12 protein-coding genes and 8 pseudogenes are annotated in these 14,654 nt (G+C 62.1%); 10 read left to right on the top strand and 10 right to left on the bottom strand.

Annotated elements, in window-relative coordinates; genetic code table 11:
- Positions 1 to 7 precede the first annotated feature (7 nt).
- Genes HZ993_RS24445 through HZ993_RS24440 form a run of 3 tightly spaced genes read left to right on the top strand, consistent with a single transcriptional unit; the run spans position 8 to position 1,706 of the window.
- Positions 8 to 262 carry a hypothetical protein gene (locus HZ993_RS24445; RefSeq protein ID WP_245213917.1) on the top strand — a complete coding sequence of 85 codons (255 nt, stop codon included), beginning with the start codon at positions 8 to 10 and terminating at the stop codon, positions 260 to 262.
- On the top strand, positions 232 to 1,302 hold the full coding sequence (locus tag HZ993_RS11695; protein ID WP_245213916.1) for an MCP four helix bundle domain-containing protein: 1,071 nt from the start codon (positions 232 to 234) through the stop codon (positions 1,300 to 1,302). Before HZ993_RS24445 ends, HZ993_RS11695 begins: the two co-directional genes overlap by 31 nt.
- The gene (locus HZ993_RS24440; RefSeq protein ID WP_245213915.1) at positions 1,188 to 1,706 is read left to right on the top strand and encodes a methyl-accepting chemotaxis protein; all 519 of its coding nucleotides are present in this window, start codon (positions 1,188 to 1,190) and stop codon (positions 1,704 to 1,706) included. Before HZ993_RS11695 ends, HZ993_RS24440 begins: the two co-directional genes overlap by 115 nt.
- Before the next feature lie 36 nt (positions 1,707 to 1,742).
- Here HZ993_RS24440 and purU read toward each other — a convergent pair.
- From purU to HZ993_RS24430, 5 genes and pseudogenes are all read right to left on the bottom strand, one after another.
- Positions 1,743 to 2,583, bottom strand: a pseudogene (purU, locus tag HZ993_RS11690) (formyltetrahydrofolate deformylase).
- Positions 2,584 to 2,737: 154 nt separating this feature from the next.
- Positions 2,738 to 2,845 carry a TraR/DksA C4-type zinc finger protein gene (locus HZ993_RS24985; RefSeq protein WP_371816983.1) on the bottom strand — a complete coding sequence of 36 codons (108 nt, stop codon included), beginning with the start codon at positions 2,843 to 2,845 and terminating at the stop codon, positions 2,738 to 2,740.
- 69 nt (positions 2,846 to 2,914) lie between these two features.
- Positions 2,915 to 3,103: a hypothetical protein gene (locus HZ993_RS24980; RefSeq protein ID WP_371816982.1), complete on the bottom strand. Its 189-nt coding sequence runs from the start codon at positions 3,101 to 3,103 to the stop codon at positions 2,915 to 2,917.
- 80 nt (positions 3,104 to 3,183) lie between these two features.
- Positions 3,184 to 3,495: a DUF3567 domain-containing protein gene (locus HZ993_RS24435; RefSeq protein WP_245213977.1), complete on the bottom strand. Its 312-nt coding sequence runs from the start codon at positions 3,493 to 3,495 to the stop codon at positions 3,184 to 3,186.
- Between the two features lie 105 nt (positions 3,496 to 3,600).
- Positions 3,601 to 4,071 (bottom strand): annotated as a pseudogene (locus HZ993_RS24430) (DUF3108 domain-containing protein); the annotation flags it as partial.
- A 681-nt stretch (positions 4,072 to 4,752) separates the two neighbouring features.
- On the opposite strand from HZ993_RS24430, the pseudogene HZ993_RS11675 reads away from it, so the two are divergent.
- The 3 genes and pseudogenes from HZ993_RS11675 (at position 4,753) to HZ993_RS11670 (ending at position 7,027) form a co-directional block, all read left to right on the top strand.
- Positions 4,753 to 5,781: pseudogene (locus HZ993_RS11675) on the top strand (fumarylacetoacetate hydrolase family protein).
- 168 nt (positions 5,782 to 5,949) lie between these two features.
- Complete coding sequence (locus tag HZ993_RS24755; protein WP_256440978.1) at positions 5,950 to 6,078, top strand: hypothetical protein; 129 nt, start codon at positions 5,950 to 5,952, stop codon at positions 6,076 to 6,078.
- A 39-nt stretch (positions 6,079 to 6,117) separates the two neighbouring features.
- Positions 6,118 to 7,027 (top strand): annotated as a pseudogene (locus HZ993_RS11670) (glutaminase).
- A gap of 15 nt (positions 7,028 to 7,042) precedes the next feature.
- Here the strand turns inward: HZ993_RS11670 and HZ993_RS11665 are convergent.
- Positions 7,043 to 7,603: a M48 family metalloprotease gene (locus HZ993_RS11665; protein WP_209398085.1), complete on the bottom strand. Its 561-nt coding sequence runs from the start codon at positions 7,601 to 7,603 to the stop codon at positions 7,043 to 7,045.
- A 27-nt stretch (positions 7,604 to 7,630) separates the two neighbouring features.
- On the opposite strand from HZ993_RS11665, the gene HZ993_RS11660 reads away from it, so the two are divergent.
- Positions 7,631 to 7,771 (top strand): hypothetical protein, encoded by a 141-nt coding sequence (locus tag HZ993_RS11660; RefSeq protein ID WP_209398083.1) that lies wholly within the window; start codon positions 7,631 to 7,633, stop codon positions 7,769 to 7,771.
- A gap of 175 nt (positions 7,772 to 7,946) precedes the next feature.
- Here HZ993_RS11660 and HZ993_RS11655 read toward each other — a convergent pair.
- A pseudogene (locus tag HZ993_RS11655) lies at positions 7,947 to 8,549 on the bottom strand (MarC family protein).
- A 237-nt stretch (positions 8,550 to 8,786) separates the two neighbouring features.
- Between HZ993_RS11655 and HZ993_RS11650 the strand changes: the two are divergent.
- Together HZ993_RS11650 and HZ993_RS11645 are read left to right on the top strand one after the other, a co-directional pair.
- Complete coding sequence (locus HZ993_RS11650) at positions 8,787 to 9,383, top strand: PhaM family polyhydroxyalkanoate granule multifunctional regulatory protein (protein WP_371816981.1); 597 nt, start codon at positions 8,787 to 8,789, stop codon at positions 9,381 to 9,383.
- Positions 9,384 to 9,493: 110 nt separating this feature from the next.
- Positions 9,494 to 10,741: pseudogene (locus HZ993_RS11645) on the top strand (FIST N-terminal domain-containing protein).
- Positions 10,742 to 11,042: 301 nt separating this feature from the next.
- Here HZ993_RS11645 and HZ993_RS11640 read toward each other — a convergent pair.
- The 3 genes and pseudogenes from HZ993_RS11640 to queA form a co-directional block, all read right to left on the bottom strand.
- A complete protein-coding gene (locus HZ993_RS11640) occupies positions 11,043 to 11,558 on the bottom strand; it encodes an ABC transporter substrate-binding protein (protein WP_209398081.1) in 516 nt (171 codons plus the stop codon).
- Positions 11,559 to 11,673: 115 nt separating this feature from the next.
- A pseudogene (gene tgt, locus HZ993_RS11635) lies at positions 11,674 to 12,787 on the bottom strand (tRNA guanosine(34) transglycosylase Tgt).
- 130 nt (positions 12,788 to 12,917) lie between these two features.
- Positions 12,918 to 14,044 (bottom strand): annotated as a pseudogene (gene queA, locus HZ993_RS11630) (tRNA preQ1(34) S-adenosylmethionine ribosyltransferase-isomerase QueA).
- A 59-nt stretch (positions 14,045 to 14,103) separates the two neighbouring features.
- Here queA and HZ993_RS24975 point away from each other — a divergent pair.
- Positions 14,104 to 14,367 carry a hypothetical protein gene (locus tag HZ993_RS24975; protein ID WP_371816980.1) on the top strand — a complete coding sequence of 88 codons (264 nt, stop codon included), beginning with the start codon at positions 14,104 to 14,106 and terminating at the stop codon, positions 14,365 to 14,367.
- The last annotated feature ends 287 nt before the right edge of the window (positions 14,368 to 14,654 follow it).

Genomic DNA, 14,654 nt, shown 5'->3' with positions numbered 1-14,654 from the left:
CCGCACGATGGAATCCGATTCAGTTGAAAGCTTGCAACCGGCATTGTCACCATCGATGCCAGACATGCGACAAGCTCCACAAAAGCAAGCCATGAAAGCCTTGGGCGGTATGGCGCAAGTCGTACGTGAGCGTTTGATCAAACCTGCCAGTTCAGCAACCGATGGCATGTCGGTGCGGGCCAGCCTGCGCCTGGCCTTTGCCGTCGTGGTGGCGGGGCCCTGGTCATTGGTGTGTTTTCGCTGTTCCAGATGGGGCGCCTGAACACCTCCACCAGCATCATTTATGAACAGGAATACACCGCTGGGCAGGCCGCCGAACAGGTGCGCAGCAATATCTTGCGTGCCAGCCGTGCCCAGACCCAGTTGCTGACGTCCAGCACCGCTGCCGAGCGTGATGCCTTGGCCAAAGACGTTGAAGCAAGCCTGGCGGAAGTCGGCAAGAAGATCGAAACCATCCAGGGCCTGTCCAACACCGACGAATCCAAGGAGACCGCCAAACAATTGGTGGAGGCTATTGCCAAATGGAGCAAGCGCCTGCGGGAGTACGTCAAACTGGTCAAGGAGCAGCCTTTATCTTTCATGGAGCTGAGCCCTGACGTTGCATCCGAAGACGCGGGCCTGGTCAACGAGACCCGCAAGGTCGAAAAGATTGTGGACGCCATGGTCGCGCAACGCGGCCAATCGGCACAGGCCACCATGACCCATGCGGGCGAGATCTACAAGACCTCCCTGGTATGGGTGATCGGCATTGTGCTGCTGCTGATTGCTGTGTCGATAGGGGTTGGGAGCTGGGTGATAGCCCGCCTGACCCGCCAGCTCGGTGGCGAACCTGCTTATGCCAAGTCCATTGCCAGCCGTATTGCCGACGGAGACTTGACCATGGAGATCCAGCTGGCCGCCAATGACACCCAAAGCCTGTTGTACTCCCTGCACGAAATGCAGACCCGGTTGGCCGAGACCATGGGGAGATCGCCGACAGTTCGGCCCAGGTGGCCAACGCCTCGCGCGAAATCTCCATGGGTAACCTGGACCTGTCCAACCGTACCGAACAACAGGCCTCGTCGCTGGAGCGCACCACCACCAATGTGGAGCAACTGGCAGCCATTGCCAAGCGGTATGCCGACAGCTCCACCCGCGCCGCCCAACTATCGGGTACTGCCACTCAGGCCGCGCGCCAGGGTGGTGAGGTGGTGGCCAATGTGGTGCAGACCATGGAAAAAATCAGCCAGAGCACGATGGCCATCCATTCCAATATTGGCGCCATCCAGAGCATTGCCTTCCAGACCAATATCCTGGCGCTGAATGCCGCGGTGGAGGCCGCCCATGCCGGTGAGCAAGGCCGTGGTTTTGCCGTGGTGGCTGCCGAGGTGCGCGACCTGGCGCAACGCAGTGCTACCGCTGCCAAGGAGATCAGTGCCCTGATCGAGAACTCGACCCGCCAGGTCAAAGAAGGCTTCAACTGGCCGCAGCGCGGGTCAGACGATTGCCGACATGGCCAGGACGGTGGAAGAGGTCAGTACGGTGATGGAAGAAATCTCGGGTGCCTCGCTGGAGCAAAGCGAAGGCATTGCCGAGATGAACCGCGCCATTGCACAGATCGACGAGACCACCCAACAGAACGCCGCACTGGTGGAAGAAGCCGCGGCGGCCGCCCAGTCACTGGACGAGCAGGCCCAGTCGCTGGATCAACTCGTAGGACGGTTTGACCTGAAGAGTTGAAAGCCGGCGGCGCCCGGCGGGGGCTATTTGAAGATAACGGTCTTATGGCCGTTGAGCAGCACGCGGTGCTCGCTGTGCCACTTGACGGCGCGTGCCAGCACCTGGCTTTCGGTATCGCGGCCCTGGGTGGTCAGGTCTTCCACGGTTTTGCTGTGTTCTACGCGGGCCACGTCCTGCTCGATGATGGGGCCTTCGTCCAGGTCTGCCGTCACGTAGTGGGCGGTGGCGCCGATCAGCTTCACGCCGCGGTCATGGGCCTGGTAGTAGGGCTTGGCGCCCTTGAAGCTGGGCAAAAACGAGTGGTGGATGTTGATGGCGCGGCCGGAGAGCTTCTGGCAGAACTCGTCGCTCAGAATCTGCATGTAGCGGGCCAGCACCACCAGTTCTGCACCTTCAGACTCGATGATTTCCAGTTGGCGCGCTTCGGCCTGGGCCTTGGTCTCCGGCGTGATCGGTATGTAGTGGAAGGATGTTGTAGCTGGCGGCCAACTGGTAGAAGTGCCGGTGGTTGGACACGATGGCGCGGATGTCTATGGCCAGCAGCCCACTCTTCCAGCGGAACAGCAGGTCATTGAGGCAGTGGCCCTCTTTGCTGACCAGAAGCACGGTCTTCATGGGCTGCGCCGTGGCATGCAGCCCCATTGCATGGAATAGGGCTTGGCAAAAGGCCAACTGGCTGCGCAGGTCCGAATGGGTCAGGCGCACACAGGTGAACTGCACCCGCATGAAAAACAGGCCAGTATCGGGGTCGTTGTACTGGGCGGCTTTTCGATGTTGCCACCCGCTCCAGCAAAAGCCGGAAACGGCGTGGACCAATCCCAGGCGGTCTGGGCATGACAGGGTGAGGATGTAGGTCTGGCTCATGGAGCGACATTGTCGTTGAAGTGGAGCCCCACGCTCCACCGCTGCGCGGGTCGCTGCCCCCAGGGGCTAAATCCGCTTGGGGCGGCCCTGCGCGGATTTGCTGCCTCCACGCCCACCGCATCGCGACGGGTTTTGGCCTACGCGCGCGGCGGGTTCAGACCGGGTGCAACTGCTCCTGCTTTTCCTGGCAGTGGATGCAGCGCGGGGCCTCGGGCGTTGCCTGCAGCCGTGCGGGGCAATGGCCACACCACAGTCGGTGCATTCGCCATAGGTTCCGGCTTGCAGACGGGCCAAGGCGGCGTCAATGGCGGCCAACTCTGCCAGTTCGCGCTCACCCAGGGCAAATTCCAACTCGCGTTCGGTGGCCAGCTGTGCGCCACTGTCCTCTGCGGCCAAAGTGGTCGGCTGCCACGTCGGCACGGCTGACGATGCCACCGCGTTGCTCGGCGATTTGTGCCAGCAGGGCGGTACGCATGGTCATCAGTTGGTGCTGGTAGTTATTGGTTGTAGGTGTTTGCATGAGGTGGCTCCTGTGTTGTACGGTGTCAACTGCATCATGCGCCGCCTGGTGTTAAACCACCTTGACCAAGGTCAACTACCTTAGTGCACCACCACCGGGTTCTGTGCCAGTTCGGCGTATTGCTCCAGTGTGTCTTCCACTTCTTCTTGCGTGGGTGTGTTGACTTGCCAGGCCATGATGTGCTGCTGGAACAGTTCGGCCCAGGAGCCATCCAGGTACACCTCTTTGCCCGAGCGTTTGTCTACGATTTCAAAGCCATGGCGCGCCATGGTGGGCACCCCACTGGGGTATTGGACGGTTTTGATCACACCCAAAGCCGTCTTGCCATCTGCCTCGGCATTGGCCAGCATGTGGGTGACCGAATAGGTGTCGGAGTCGTAAAGCGTTTGCATGGTTGGAATAATAGAGCTTCTATTGCAAGTGGGCGCAATAGTCATGAAATCAAGGGTGCGGGCGCCTTCGGTGGATTTCCACAACTGGTCCGCTACATCACCGTTGGCTTGGGTCAGGCGTATGCGCACCGGCAAATAGTTCATCTCCGGCGCAAACCAGATTTCCACACGCGAATCGTATTCACCCAGCGGCTCGCGCCACACGCGCAGGGCGCTTAGCTCACCGCCCGGCAGGCCTAGCTTTTCGGTGGTGCCAATGGTAAAGACCCAGGCTTCTGCCGATCTGGGGCCTACCGCCTGGAAGGACAGCGTGCTGCCCTGCGAGAAGAGTTTGGGGTCAGCGGCCAGCATGGACCCGATTTGCAGCACCACACTCAGCTGGTCCTGTGCGCCGGGCAGAAGGGGTGCGTCGGGCGTATTGGCGCTGAAGGTGATCTTGTTCTGCTCGTAGTTGAAGTGGGCCGCTACCTCGCTGCGCACCTTGTCGCCAAAGCGGGTGGGCTCCAGACCATGTGCACCCAGACGCCCGGTGCTGGTCTGCACCCGCGCGCCCAGCAAGAAGTGGCTGATCTCCATACGTGCGTTGTAGGTCTTGCCGTCCTGCGCCCACTGCAGGTCACCTTTACATGGTAGGGAAAACCTTGATCTCACCCTTGACGTCGTACTTCAAACGGGTGGATGGTGGAAACGCAAACTTGCGCACGGCCTTGGCTGCTGAGCGCCGCCGCGGTCGGGCTGGCCGTGCTGGTCCGCGCGGCCGAGGGTTTGGTGGCGGGCATTGCCGCGGCGGCCAGCAGCACGTCGTTGTTGGCAAACAGTTCGTCACTGGATTCAGTTGTCGCTACCGTTTCAATAGCAAGTTGTGTAGATTCTACGGGGCTAGAGTGCTATTTTGCTCAAGGCTTTGTGTGGCAGGCTCATACTGCTCCGCAGGGCGCGGGTCTGGTGTGTCCGCGGGTAGGGCGCAGGCGCCACGGTGGACCGGGTTGCGGGTTTGGTGGTGGGCTTGGCCGCTGGGGTGGCGGCCGCAGTACGCACCGGAGTCTCCGCGGCAATGGTGCGGGTGGAAAAGCCCAGGCGGAGCTGGTATCCGAGCTGGCATGGGCGGCCAGTGACAGCGGCGCAGCACGCAGTACCGCCCAGTGTGCCAGCAATACCACGCTGGTGAGCAGGACCAGGCGCCAGGACGGTCGGTGGCTGGCGGTGGCCGGGGGCAGGTGGGGCATGGCCGCAGTTTAATTCAGAGCGACACCCCCTATGAAACTCGCAACTTACAAAGACGGCTCGCGCGACGGCCAACTGGTCGTCGTATCCCGTGACCTCAGCCTGGCGGTCTACGCTTCCAACATTGCCAACCGCATGCAGCAGGTGCTGGACGACTGGAACTACCTGTCACCCCAGTTGCAGGACCTGTACGACACGCTGAACAACGGCCGGGCCCGCCACACCTTCCCGTTCGACCCCACACAATGTATGGCGCCACTGCCCCGCGCCTACCAGTGGGCCGATGGCTCGGCCTACCTCAACCATGTGGAGCTGGTGCGCAAGGCGCGCGGTGCCGAAGTGCCGGAGAGTTTTTACACCGACCCGCTGATGTACCAGGGCGGCAGCGATGACTTCACCGGCCCCTGCGACCCCATCGTCTGCGCCAGCGAGGCCTTTGGCATCGACTTCGAGGCCGAGGTGGCGGTTGTGACCAGCGACATGCCCATGGGCTGCTCCCTGAGCGTGCGCTGGACGGTATTCGCCTGGTCCTGCTGGTCAACGATGTCAGCCTGCGCAATCTGATACCGGCCGAGTTGGCCAAGGGTTTTGGTTTTGTGCAGAGCAAGCCCGCCACGGCCTTCAGCCCCGTGGCGGTCACGCCCGACGAGTTGGGCGATGCCTGGGTCAACGGCCGTGTACACCTGCCGCTGGCCAGCACCTGAATGGCCGCAAAGTGGGTTTGTGCGACGCCGGGCCGGACATGACCTTCCACTTCGGCCAGCTGATTGCCCACCTGTGCAAGACCCGCAATGTGCGCGCCGGCTCCATCATCGGCTCTGGCACGGTCAGCAACAAGGGTGTCACCAAGGGCGAGGGCGACCAGGCGAAGACCGAGTGGCCCAATGGCTACAGCTGTATCGCCGAAAAGCGCGCCATGGAAACCATACAAAACGGCCAGCCCAGCACCGAATTCATGCAATACGGCGACACCATACGCATCGAGATGAAGGGCCTGGATGGCCAGAGCATTTTGGTGCAATCGAGCAGGAAGTGGTGGCGCTGGAGAAAGTACGCCAATAAAGGCCTACACATCTTCACTTTCACCGGGGCGTGTCGATACAACAATGGGACACGACACGAAAAACCGGGAGAAATCGTTATGGATGCCACTGTGAACAAGTTGCTGTCACAAGGCGAGCTGGCCAAGCGCTGGGGCCGTTCGAATCGGCCATCAGCCTGGCCACGGCGGTGGGCACAGGCCCGCGCTACATCAAGATTGATGGCGCGATCAAATACCCGGTGGATGAAGTGCAGCGGTACGAGCGGGCCTGCATGTTTGGCGAAGCCACCGAATTGGGGCTGCAAACGCTGAACTAGCCCGGTGGCTGCGACAATCCGCGGGAAAAGAGGATTCCCATGGATTTTCAGGCCGTACTGGACGACATCACCGCGCAGATCCTACCCCTGCTGGGCACGGCGGGCCACGTAGCCACCTACATCCCCGCCCTGGCCCGGGTGTCGCCACTGCAGTTTGGCATGGCGCTGCGCACCTGCGAAGGCCAGGAGGCCGCGGCGGGCGACAGCACCACACCGTTCTCCATCCAGAGCATGTCCAAGGTGTTTTCGCTGACGCTGGCCATGCGCAGCCAGGGCGACGCCTGTGGGAGCGCATCGGGCGCGAACCCTCGGGCAGCCCCTTCAATTCCCTGGTGCAACTGGAGACCGAACGCGGCATTCCGCGTAACCCTTTCATCAATGCCGGAGCCATCGCAGTGGCCGACCGGCTGCTAAGCCGGGGCGATGCCAAGGCCGACATCACCGCCCTGCTGTCCAGTCTGTGTGGTGAGCCGGTGGCCATAGACCCCGAGGTGGCACAGTCTGAGGCCGACACGGGTTACCGCAACGCAGCGCTGGCCAATTTCATGAAAGGTTTTGGCACGCTGGACAACGCCGTGGACCGTGTGCTGGATGTGTATTTCAACCAGTGTGCCATCCGCATGAACTGCCAACAGGTGGCCCGTGCGGCAGGGTATCTGTGCCGCGATGGGGCACACCCCTATGGCGGCCCACAGGTGGTCAGCGAGGCCCAGGTCCGGCGCATCAATGCGCTGATGCTGACCTGCGGTACCTACGACGCGGCGGGAGAGTTTGCGTTTCGCATCGGCTTGCCCTGCAAGAGTGGGTGGGCGGCGGCATCATGGCCGTGGTGCCCGATACCCTGAGCCTGTGTGTGTGGTCACCCGCCTTGGACAAGACCGGCAACTCCCACCTGGGGCGCATGGCCCTGGAACTGTTTGTGGCCAAAACCGGCCTGTCGGTGTTTTAGGGCGTTAGGGTCGGGCTACGGCTGACCCTGTGCCCTTTCAAACAAACGCACCGCCAGCGGCAGGTGGTCACGCAGCCGGCCCAAGCGGAGTGACGGGTCGGGGTGGGTGGAAAGCATGGACTGTTGGCTACCCCGGTTCGTGAGGGTCTGCATGAACTCCAGTTGGCGACGGGGGTCATACCCTGCCATGGCGGCCAGTGCCAGGCCGATCTCGTCGGCCTCAAATTCCGTTTGGTGGGCCACGACAGACAGGTAGGTGTCCATTTGAAAGTACCGATCTTCCATCTCCCGGTAGATATCTGCCGCGCTGCTGGTGGGCAGCGGTGCCATCCAGGCCAGGGCCGATGTCAGCGTCTGCCGCTCATGCTGCATCAGGATGTGTGAAACCTCGTGGGCCAGGACAAAGGCTATATGCGCCCGGTCGAGTGCCAGGCGGGACACAAAGGCTTCGGACAGGATGACCGTGCCTTCTGCGAACGCCAGGGCATCCACACTGCGGCTGTTCACGATCTCCAGGCGGAATGTGATGGGGCTCTGGGTTTGCTGTGACTGGATGACAGGAGCAACTTCTCCCATACCTCTGCAATCGCGTCGCAGTGCACGGTGCATCCCCGCTCCTGGCTGGCCTCCATCTCCAGCAGCAGCTGGTTTCGGATGTGGGCTGCATGGGCGCCCACCTCGGATGCGGAAAAGGCCAACCCGGTGCTGGCCTCGGCCATGGGGATGAATGCAGGGGCGCTGTAGGCGCAGGGCAGGGTGCAACATGTCCAAAAAGCGCAAACCACGCCAAAGTTGAATGTTGGCTGGTGACCATCTGGAGAGATCTGCGCCTGGGCCATATGAACCGCCTGACACAAGCATAACGGTTTATATGGTTTTACAATCCCTTATGGGGCACGCCCTGGGGCCGGCCGGGGCGTTAGCCGCGTGCCAGCTGCTGTGCAAAGGTCTTGAAGCCGCGCAGCATCATCTCGATGGCTACCGACACCAGCACCAGGCCCATCAACCGCTCCACGGCCACGACCAGGCGCGTGCCAATGACGCGCTGGATACGCTCGGCCGACACCAGCACCACGGCGCTGACCAGCATGGTCACACACAGGGCGCCGATCCACTCCAGGCGCTTTTCGGGCTGTTGGGAGACCAGCAGCAGCACGGTGGCCAGCGCGGACGGCCCGGCAATGGCGGGCACGGCCAGCGGCACGATCAGCGGCTCCACCATCTGTTCTTCATCCACGGCGCCAGCCGGGCAGGAAGACCATGCGCAGCGCGATCAGGAACAGGATGACGCCGCCACCAATCTGCAGGGACAGCTCGCTCAGGTTCATGACCCGCAGAAAACTCTCGCCCACAAACATAAAGGTCAGCAAGAGCGCAAAGGCAATCAATATTTCGCGCAGGATGACCCGTGCACGGCGCTCCGGCGCCACATGTTTGAGCGCATTGGCAAAATGGGGATGTTGCCGATCGGATCGGTGATCAGTACCAGCAAAATGGTGGCGGACAGGAACGTGTAATGCATCATGGTGGCATATCCTCAAAGCGGCCAGTGGTCGATCAGCAGTCTAGCCGTGATTGCCGGCCGGGCGGCATGGTCTATGCCGACGCGGCGCATTGGAGTAAGCTGTGCCCAGTTCAAAGTTGACAACCTCCCAGGAGTGCATATGAGTGACGCAGACAGCACCGGTTTTGGCAAATTTGTGCCGGGTTTTGATTTTTACAGAACCTGGCCAAAGGGGCGACCAACAACATTCCACAAATGCCCAACCTGGGTAACTGGGTGGCTCCCACGCTCAACGTGGAAGAGCTGGAGAAACGCATAGAAGAGCTCAAGGCCGTGCACTTCTGGCTGGAGCAAAACTCCCGCGCCTTGGGCGCCACCATCCAGGCGCTGGAGGTGCAGAAGATGACCCTGGCCACCCTGAAGGGCATGAACTTCAACATCGGCGACGTGGCCAATGCGCTCAAACTCAAGGCGGCCGAATCGGTGCAGACCGGGGTACAACGCGTCAGCGACCGTGCGGCGTCTACCGCCAAGACCATCTCCGACGTGGCCACCGGCAACAGTAGCGCAGCGTCCAAGGCCGGCAAAGCGGCGGCGGGAGTGGGCGCTCTGGTGGACCCGCTGCACCTGTGGGGTTCGTTGACCCAGCAGTTCCAGCAGATTGCGGCCGGCGCCTTCAAGGAAGCCACTACCAAAACTGCGGTCGATGTCACCAAAAACATGGCCACCGGTATGGCCAAAGAGGCCATCAAGTCTGCCAAGGCGGCGGGCAAGAAGGCCGCCAGTGGCGCGGTCAAACGTGCCACGGCCAAGCCAGCGGCGCGCAAAACGGCGTCCCGCGGCGGTAATTGACGCCTGGAAATAGCGCCTGCTCAATAGTGCCCGGCCTGGCCGGGTCCGTCCGCAAGGGGACCGGATATGAAACTTTTCCTTATGCACACGCCACGCACCCGCAGTGGCCCATGGCGGCTGCGCTGGTGCTGGCCCAGTTGCGGGCACAAATGGCGCTGCACGGGTATGCCAATGCCCCTACGCTGGCCCTGCTGTACATCACCGACCATTACGCCGGGGTGGCCCAGGACATACTCGACCACCTGGCGGGCGAGCTGCCGCTGGTGACCGACTGGTCGGGCACGGTGGGCATGGGCATTGTGTCCAACAATGTGGAGTACTGGGACGAGCCGGCCATGGCCGTCATGCTGCTGGAGCTACCCAGCGACCAGTACCGCGTGTTCTCCGGCGTGGCGCCCTGGGTCTGGGTTTGAGGCCCACACCGCCCTGGTCCATGCCGACCCGGAAACCACCGATGTGGGTGAGCTAATTGCCGAAATGGCCGCCCGCACCGACTCCAACTACGTGTTTGGTGGCCTCTCAGCAGCCGCTGGAAAACGGTGCAGTTTGCCGTGGGAGGCAACGGCAATATTGGCGGGCATGGCGCCGCCAGTGGGGTATTCAGCGGGGGCTTGAGCGGCGTGGCCTTTGGGCCCGAGGTGGCCCTGGTGTCACGTGTTACGCAGGGTTGTATGCCGGTGTCCAAGGCGCGGCGGGTGACCGAGGCGGACCACAATCTGGTGCTGACCCTGGACGGCGAGCCCGCGTTGGACGTGATGATGGGCGACCTGCACATTTCGCTGGACCAGCCGCAGGAGGCGCTGGATGTGGTGCGTGCCACGCTGATCGGTCTGGTCCCCGCGCCAGACGGCGCACAGGCTGCGGGTGTGGCCAAGACTGCGGCGCCGTCTGCGGTGCGCCAGACCGGTAACTTTGGCGAAGACGTGCTGGTGCGCCACATGATTGGCCTGGACCCGGGTCGCAGGGTGTGGCCCTGGCCGACCGGGTGGAGGCCGGCGCGCAAATGGTGTTTTGCCGGCGCAATGTGCAGGCTGCACGTGCCGACCTGACCCGCATCTGCGCCGAAATCCGCGAAGAACTAGAGCCCCAGGAGCAGGCCCTGGAAACCGCACACGCGGTGCAGGCCTCGGCCCTGAGCTGGCACCGCACCCGGCCCGGCGGGTGGCGGGTGCCGTGTATGTTAGTTGCACAGGCCGTGGGGCGCCCACTTTGGCGGCCCTAGTGCCGAGCTGCAGCTGGTGCGCCGCGCCTTGGGTGATGTACCGCTGGTGGGGTTTTTCGCGGCCGGAGAGATCGCCCACCACCACCTGTATGGTTACACCGGCGTGTTGACGGTGTTTATTGCACCAGCGACTTAAACGATGTCGCCTGGCGCAAACGCGTTATCGGATGCCCCTGGCCTCGTTCAACAGTGGGGCGATATGGGTTTTTCAAACGATCGAAAGAGGGCCGTCTTTTTAGCTTGTTGAGCTCATCTTGCCATGCCGCAATGACGTCATCGGGCGTTTCCTTGTTGAAAGCCAAATAGAGGTGCGCCGTGGAAAGCGGGGCGTAGGCTTTCCATTGCACGGACGGCCCGATTTTCCGCGCGGGGTTTGCGAGTACTCCAATGCTTGGGCATTCAGTTTGCCGATGCTGAAGATGCTGAGCGGCACCAAATCAGCCTGCTGCCGCAGGACCATTTTGATGTCTGTCTGGGCGTAATCCAGGATCAGCTTGTCCTTGTTGAACCCCAGATTCTCCAGCGCAATAGCGTACGCACTGTTGGCCTGGACGGTGATCCTGTATTTTGGCGTCTTCAATGTTCTTGATGGACAAATCCCTGTCCTGGATGCCCCACAACATCGTATCGACCTGGTAGATGGGGCCCACCCACTTGAACAGGCTTTCACGCTCTGGCACACGGTAGATGGAATAAATCAGGCTGTTCTTGTTGCGCTGTGTAAATTCGAGTGCGCGGGACCAGGGGACCAGTTGAATGTCCGTTTTGGTATCCAGGTCTGCAGCGATTTTGCGCACGATGGCGGTGGTGAAGCCGTCAATTTCATTACTCTCGTTCATGAAATTGAAAGGCCGCCACTCTTCGGTGTATGCGGTCAGGGCCTCACCCGCAGATGCGGACAGCGTGGCGACACCCAGCGCCAGTGCGATGATTCCCTTGCGGGTAGGCCACATGGATGTCTCCGATTGGGGTTATACGAGAAGGGCTTGCCAAGCCTGCATGCCAGTGTAGGCAAAATTTCGCCGCGGTGGCAAGGCCTATTCTTGTCCACTGTCGGCCACGCTGCCCTCAAGACCCCGGCGCTCCGAAGGCCCCGAAAGCGCAGCGCTTCAAATGCCGCGTGCGCTCCGTCTTGAACCGTGCCCGAAAGGCACCAAACGCACCCACGTCCAGCGCCTCGCGCACCTCGCGCATCAGGTTCAGGTAGTAGTGCAGGTTGTGGATGGTGGCCAGCATGGGGCCCAGCATCTCGCCACAGCGGTCCAGGTGGTGCAGGTAGGCACGGCTGAAGCCTTCACGGCCACCCTGGTCCCATGACACACCCGACGTACCCGCGCAGGCATGGCAGGTGCAACTGGGGTCCAGCGGCTGCGGGTCCATCTTGTGGCGGGCATTGCGTAGTTTCAGGTCGCCATACCGGGTGAAGATGGTGCCGTTGCGTGCGTTGCGGGTGGGCATCACGCAGTCGAACATGTCCACACCCTCGGCCACGCCCTGCACCAGGTCCTCGGGCGTGCCCACGCCCATCAGGTAACGCGGCTTGTTGGCCGGCAGCTTATGCGGTGTGTGCGCCATGATGCGCAGCATTTCGTCCTTGGGCTCGCCGACGCTGACGCCGCCGACGGCATAACCGGGAAATCCATCTCCACCAGTTGGTCCAGCGACTCCTGGCGCAGGTTCTCGAACATGCCGCCTTGCACGATGCCGAACAGCGCGTTGGGGTTCTCCAGTTTGGTGAATTCGGCCTGGCAGCGTTTGGCCCATCGCAGGCTCAGCTCCATCGATGTGCGAGCTTCGCGCTCGGTGGTGATGTGGCCCTTGGTGTCGTAGGGCGTGCATTCGTCGAACTGCATGACGATGTCGCTGTTGAGCACGGTCTGGATCTGCATGCTGATCTCGGGTGTCAAAACAGCTTGTCGCCGTTGACAGGACTGGCGAATTTGACGCCTTCCTCGCTGATCTTGCGCATCTCGCCCAGGCTCCAGACCTGGAAACCACCCGAGTCGGTCAGGATAGGCTTGCTCCATTTCTCAAACGCATGCAGGCCGCCAAAGCTGGCCATCACGTCCAGGCCGGGGCGCATCCACAGGTGGAAGGTGTTGCCCAGGATGATTTGCGCGCCCATTTCTTCCAGACTGCGTGGCATCACACCCTTGACCGTGCCATAGGTGCCCACCGGCATGAAGATGGGGGTTTGCACCACGCCGTGGTTCAGTGTGAGGGTGCCGCGGCGGGCGTGGGAGCCAGCGTAGGTGCCATCCGGGATGGCTGGGTCGGTTTGGAGGAGGTTGAATTGCAGCATGGCGTATCTGTTACGAGGTGGAGGAAGGTGTGAAGGTGGTGGTCTGGCGCATCAACAGCATCGCATCGCCATAACTGAAGAAGCGGTATTCACGCGCAATGGCCGCCTGGTACAGCGCCATGATGTGGTCGTACCCCGCAAAGGCGCTGACCAGCATCATCAATGAGGACTTGGGCAGATGAAAGTTCGTCACCAACAGGTCGATCAGCTTGAATTCAAACCCCGGTGTGATGAAGATGCGCGTGTCGCCGCGTGCCACGCCGCTGTGTGCCCAGGATTCCAGTGTGCGCACGGTGGTTGTGCCCACCGCGATGATGCGGCCACCGCGGTTGCGGCAGTCGGCCACGGCCTGTTGTGTGGCGGCGGGCACGTCGTACCACTCGCTGTGCATCTGGTGTTCGGACAGGTTTTCGGTCTTGACGGGCTGGAAGGTACCGGCGCCCACGTGTAATGTCACGTGGGCCTGGTGCACACCCATCGCGATCAACTGGTCCAGCAAAGCCTGGTCAAAGTGCAGGGCGGCGGTGGGGGCGGCCACGGCGCCGGGGTTTTTGGCGAATACGGTCTGGTAACGCTGTTCGTCCTCGGCCGAATCTGTATGGGTGATGTAGGGTGGAAGCGGCACGTGGCCGTGGCGCTCCATCAGCGTGTAGGGTCATCACCCGCGTCGTTGGACAACACAAAGCGGAACAGCGGGCCATCGGCATCGGGCCAGCGGCCCAGCATGGTGGCGCTGATGCCGTCTTCGTGGCCCGGCGCGCAGACCAGTTTCAGTGTGGCGCCCACTTCCGGCTTTTGCTGACCCGCATATGGGCCGCTACCTGGTTGCCGCCCAGCACACGTTCCACCAGCAGCTCTACTTTGCCGCCGGTGGCCTTTTCCCGAACAGCCGCGCCTTGACAACCTTGGTGTCGTTGAAGACCAGCAGGTCGCCGGCGCGCAGCAGGCCCGGCAGGTCCTTGAAGATGCGGTCTATCGGGGGCTGGTGGTGCCGTCCAGCAGGCGCGAGCCCGTGCGGGTGGCCGCAGGGTGTTGGGCGATCAGGGCTTCGGGCAGTACGAAGTCAAAGTCGCTCAGCGTATGGGTGGTGGTGACGGTGTTGACCACAGCGCTGTGGTCGGGTGCAGAAGAGGTCATAGGTGCTTGAGGGTTGAACAAACCCGTGCCAAGGTTGAAAGAACGGGCAGAATTGTCCCATGCCGCACAGCACCGCCACTTTAGCCCCACCCAAACCCGGTAGCAAAGCCAGCGCGGCCACCCCTAAAACCGCCACCCAGAAGGCCTTGGAGAAGCTGGGCCTGAAGCGCGACATCGACCTAGCCCTTCACCTGCCACTGCGGTACGAGGACGAAACCCGCATCACCAAGTTGCGCGATGCACGCGAGGGCGACTCCATCCAGATCGAAGGCCGGGTGACGGACTGCGAGGTCAGCTTCCGCCCCGCCGCCAGCTGGTGGTGACGCTGGACGATGGCACCGACACCTGCACGCTGCGGTTTTTCAGCTTCTACCCCTCGCAGCAAAAGCATTGGCGGTGGGCAACCACATCCGTGCGCGGGGCGAGATCAAGGGCGGATTTTGGGCTTCACCATGCTGCACCCGGCCTTTCGCAGTGCCGGCGGGGCGTTGGCAACGGCGCTGACACCCGTCTACCCCACGGTGGCCGGGTTGTCGCAGCCGGTGTTGCGCAGGAGGTGCTGGCGGGACTGGCGCGGGCCGAGCTGTCGGATACCTTTCCCCAGGTGATT

The sequence above is a fragment of the Rhodoferax sp. AJA081-3 genome, assembly GCF_017798165.1.
Classification (GTDB): Bacteria; Pseudomonadota; Gammaproteobacteria; order Burkholderiales; family Burkholderiaceae_C; genus Allorhodoferax.
The sequence above is the reverse complement of the archived record's forward strand: the minus strand, read 5'-3'. Positions and strand labels throughout refer to the sequence as shown.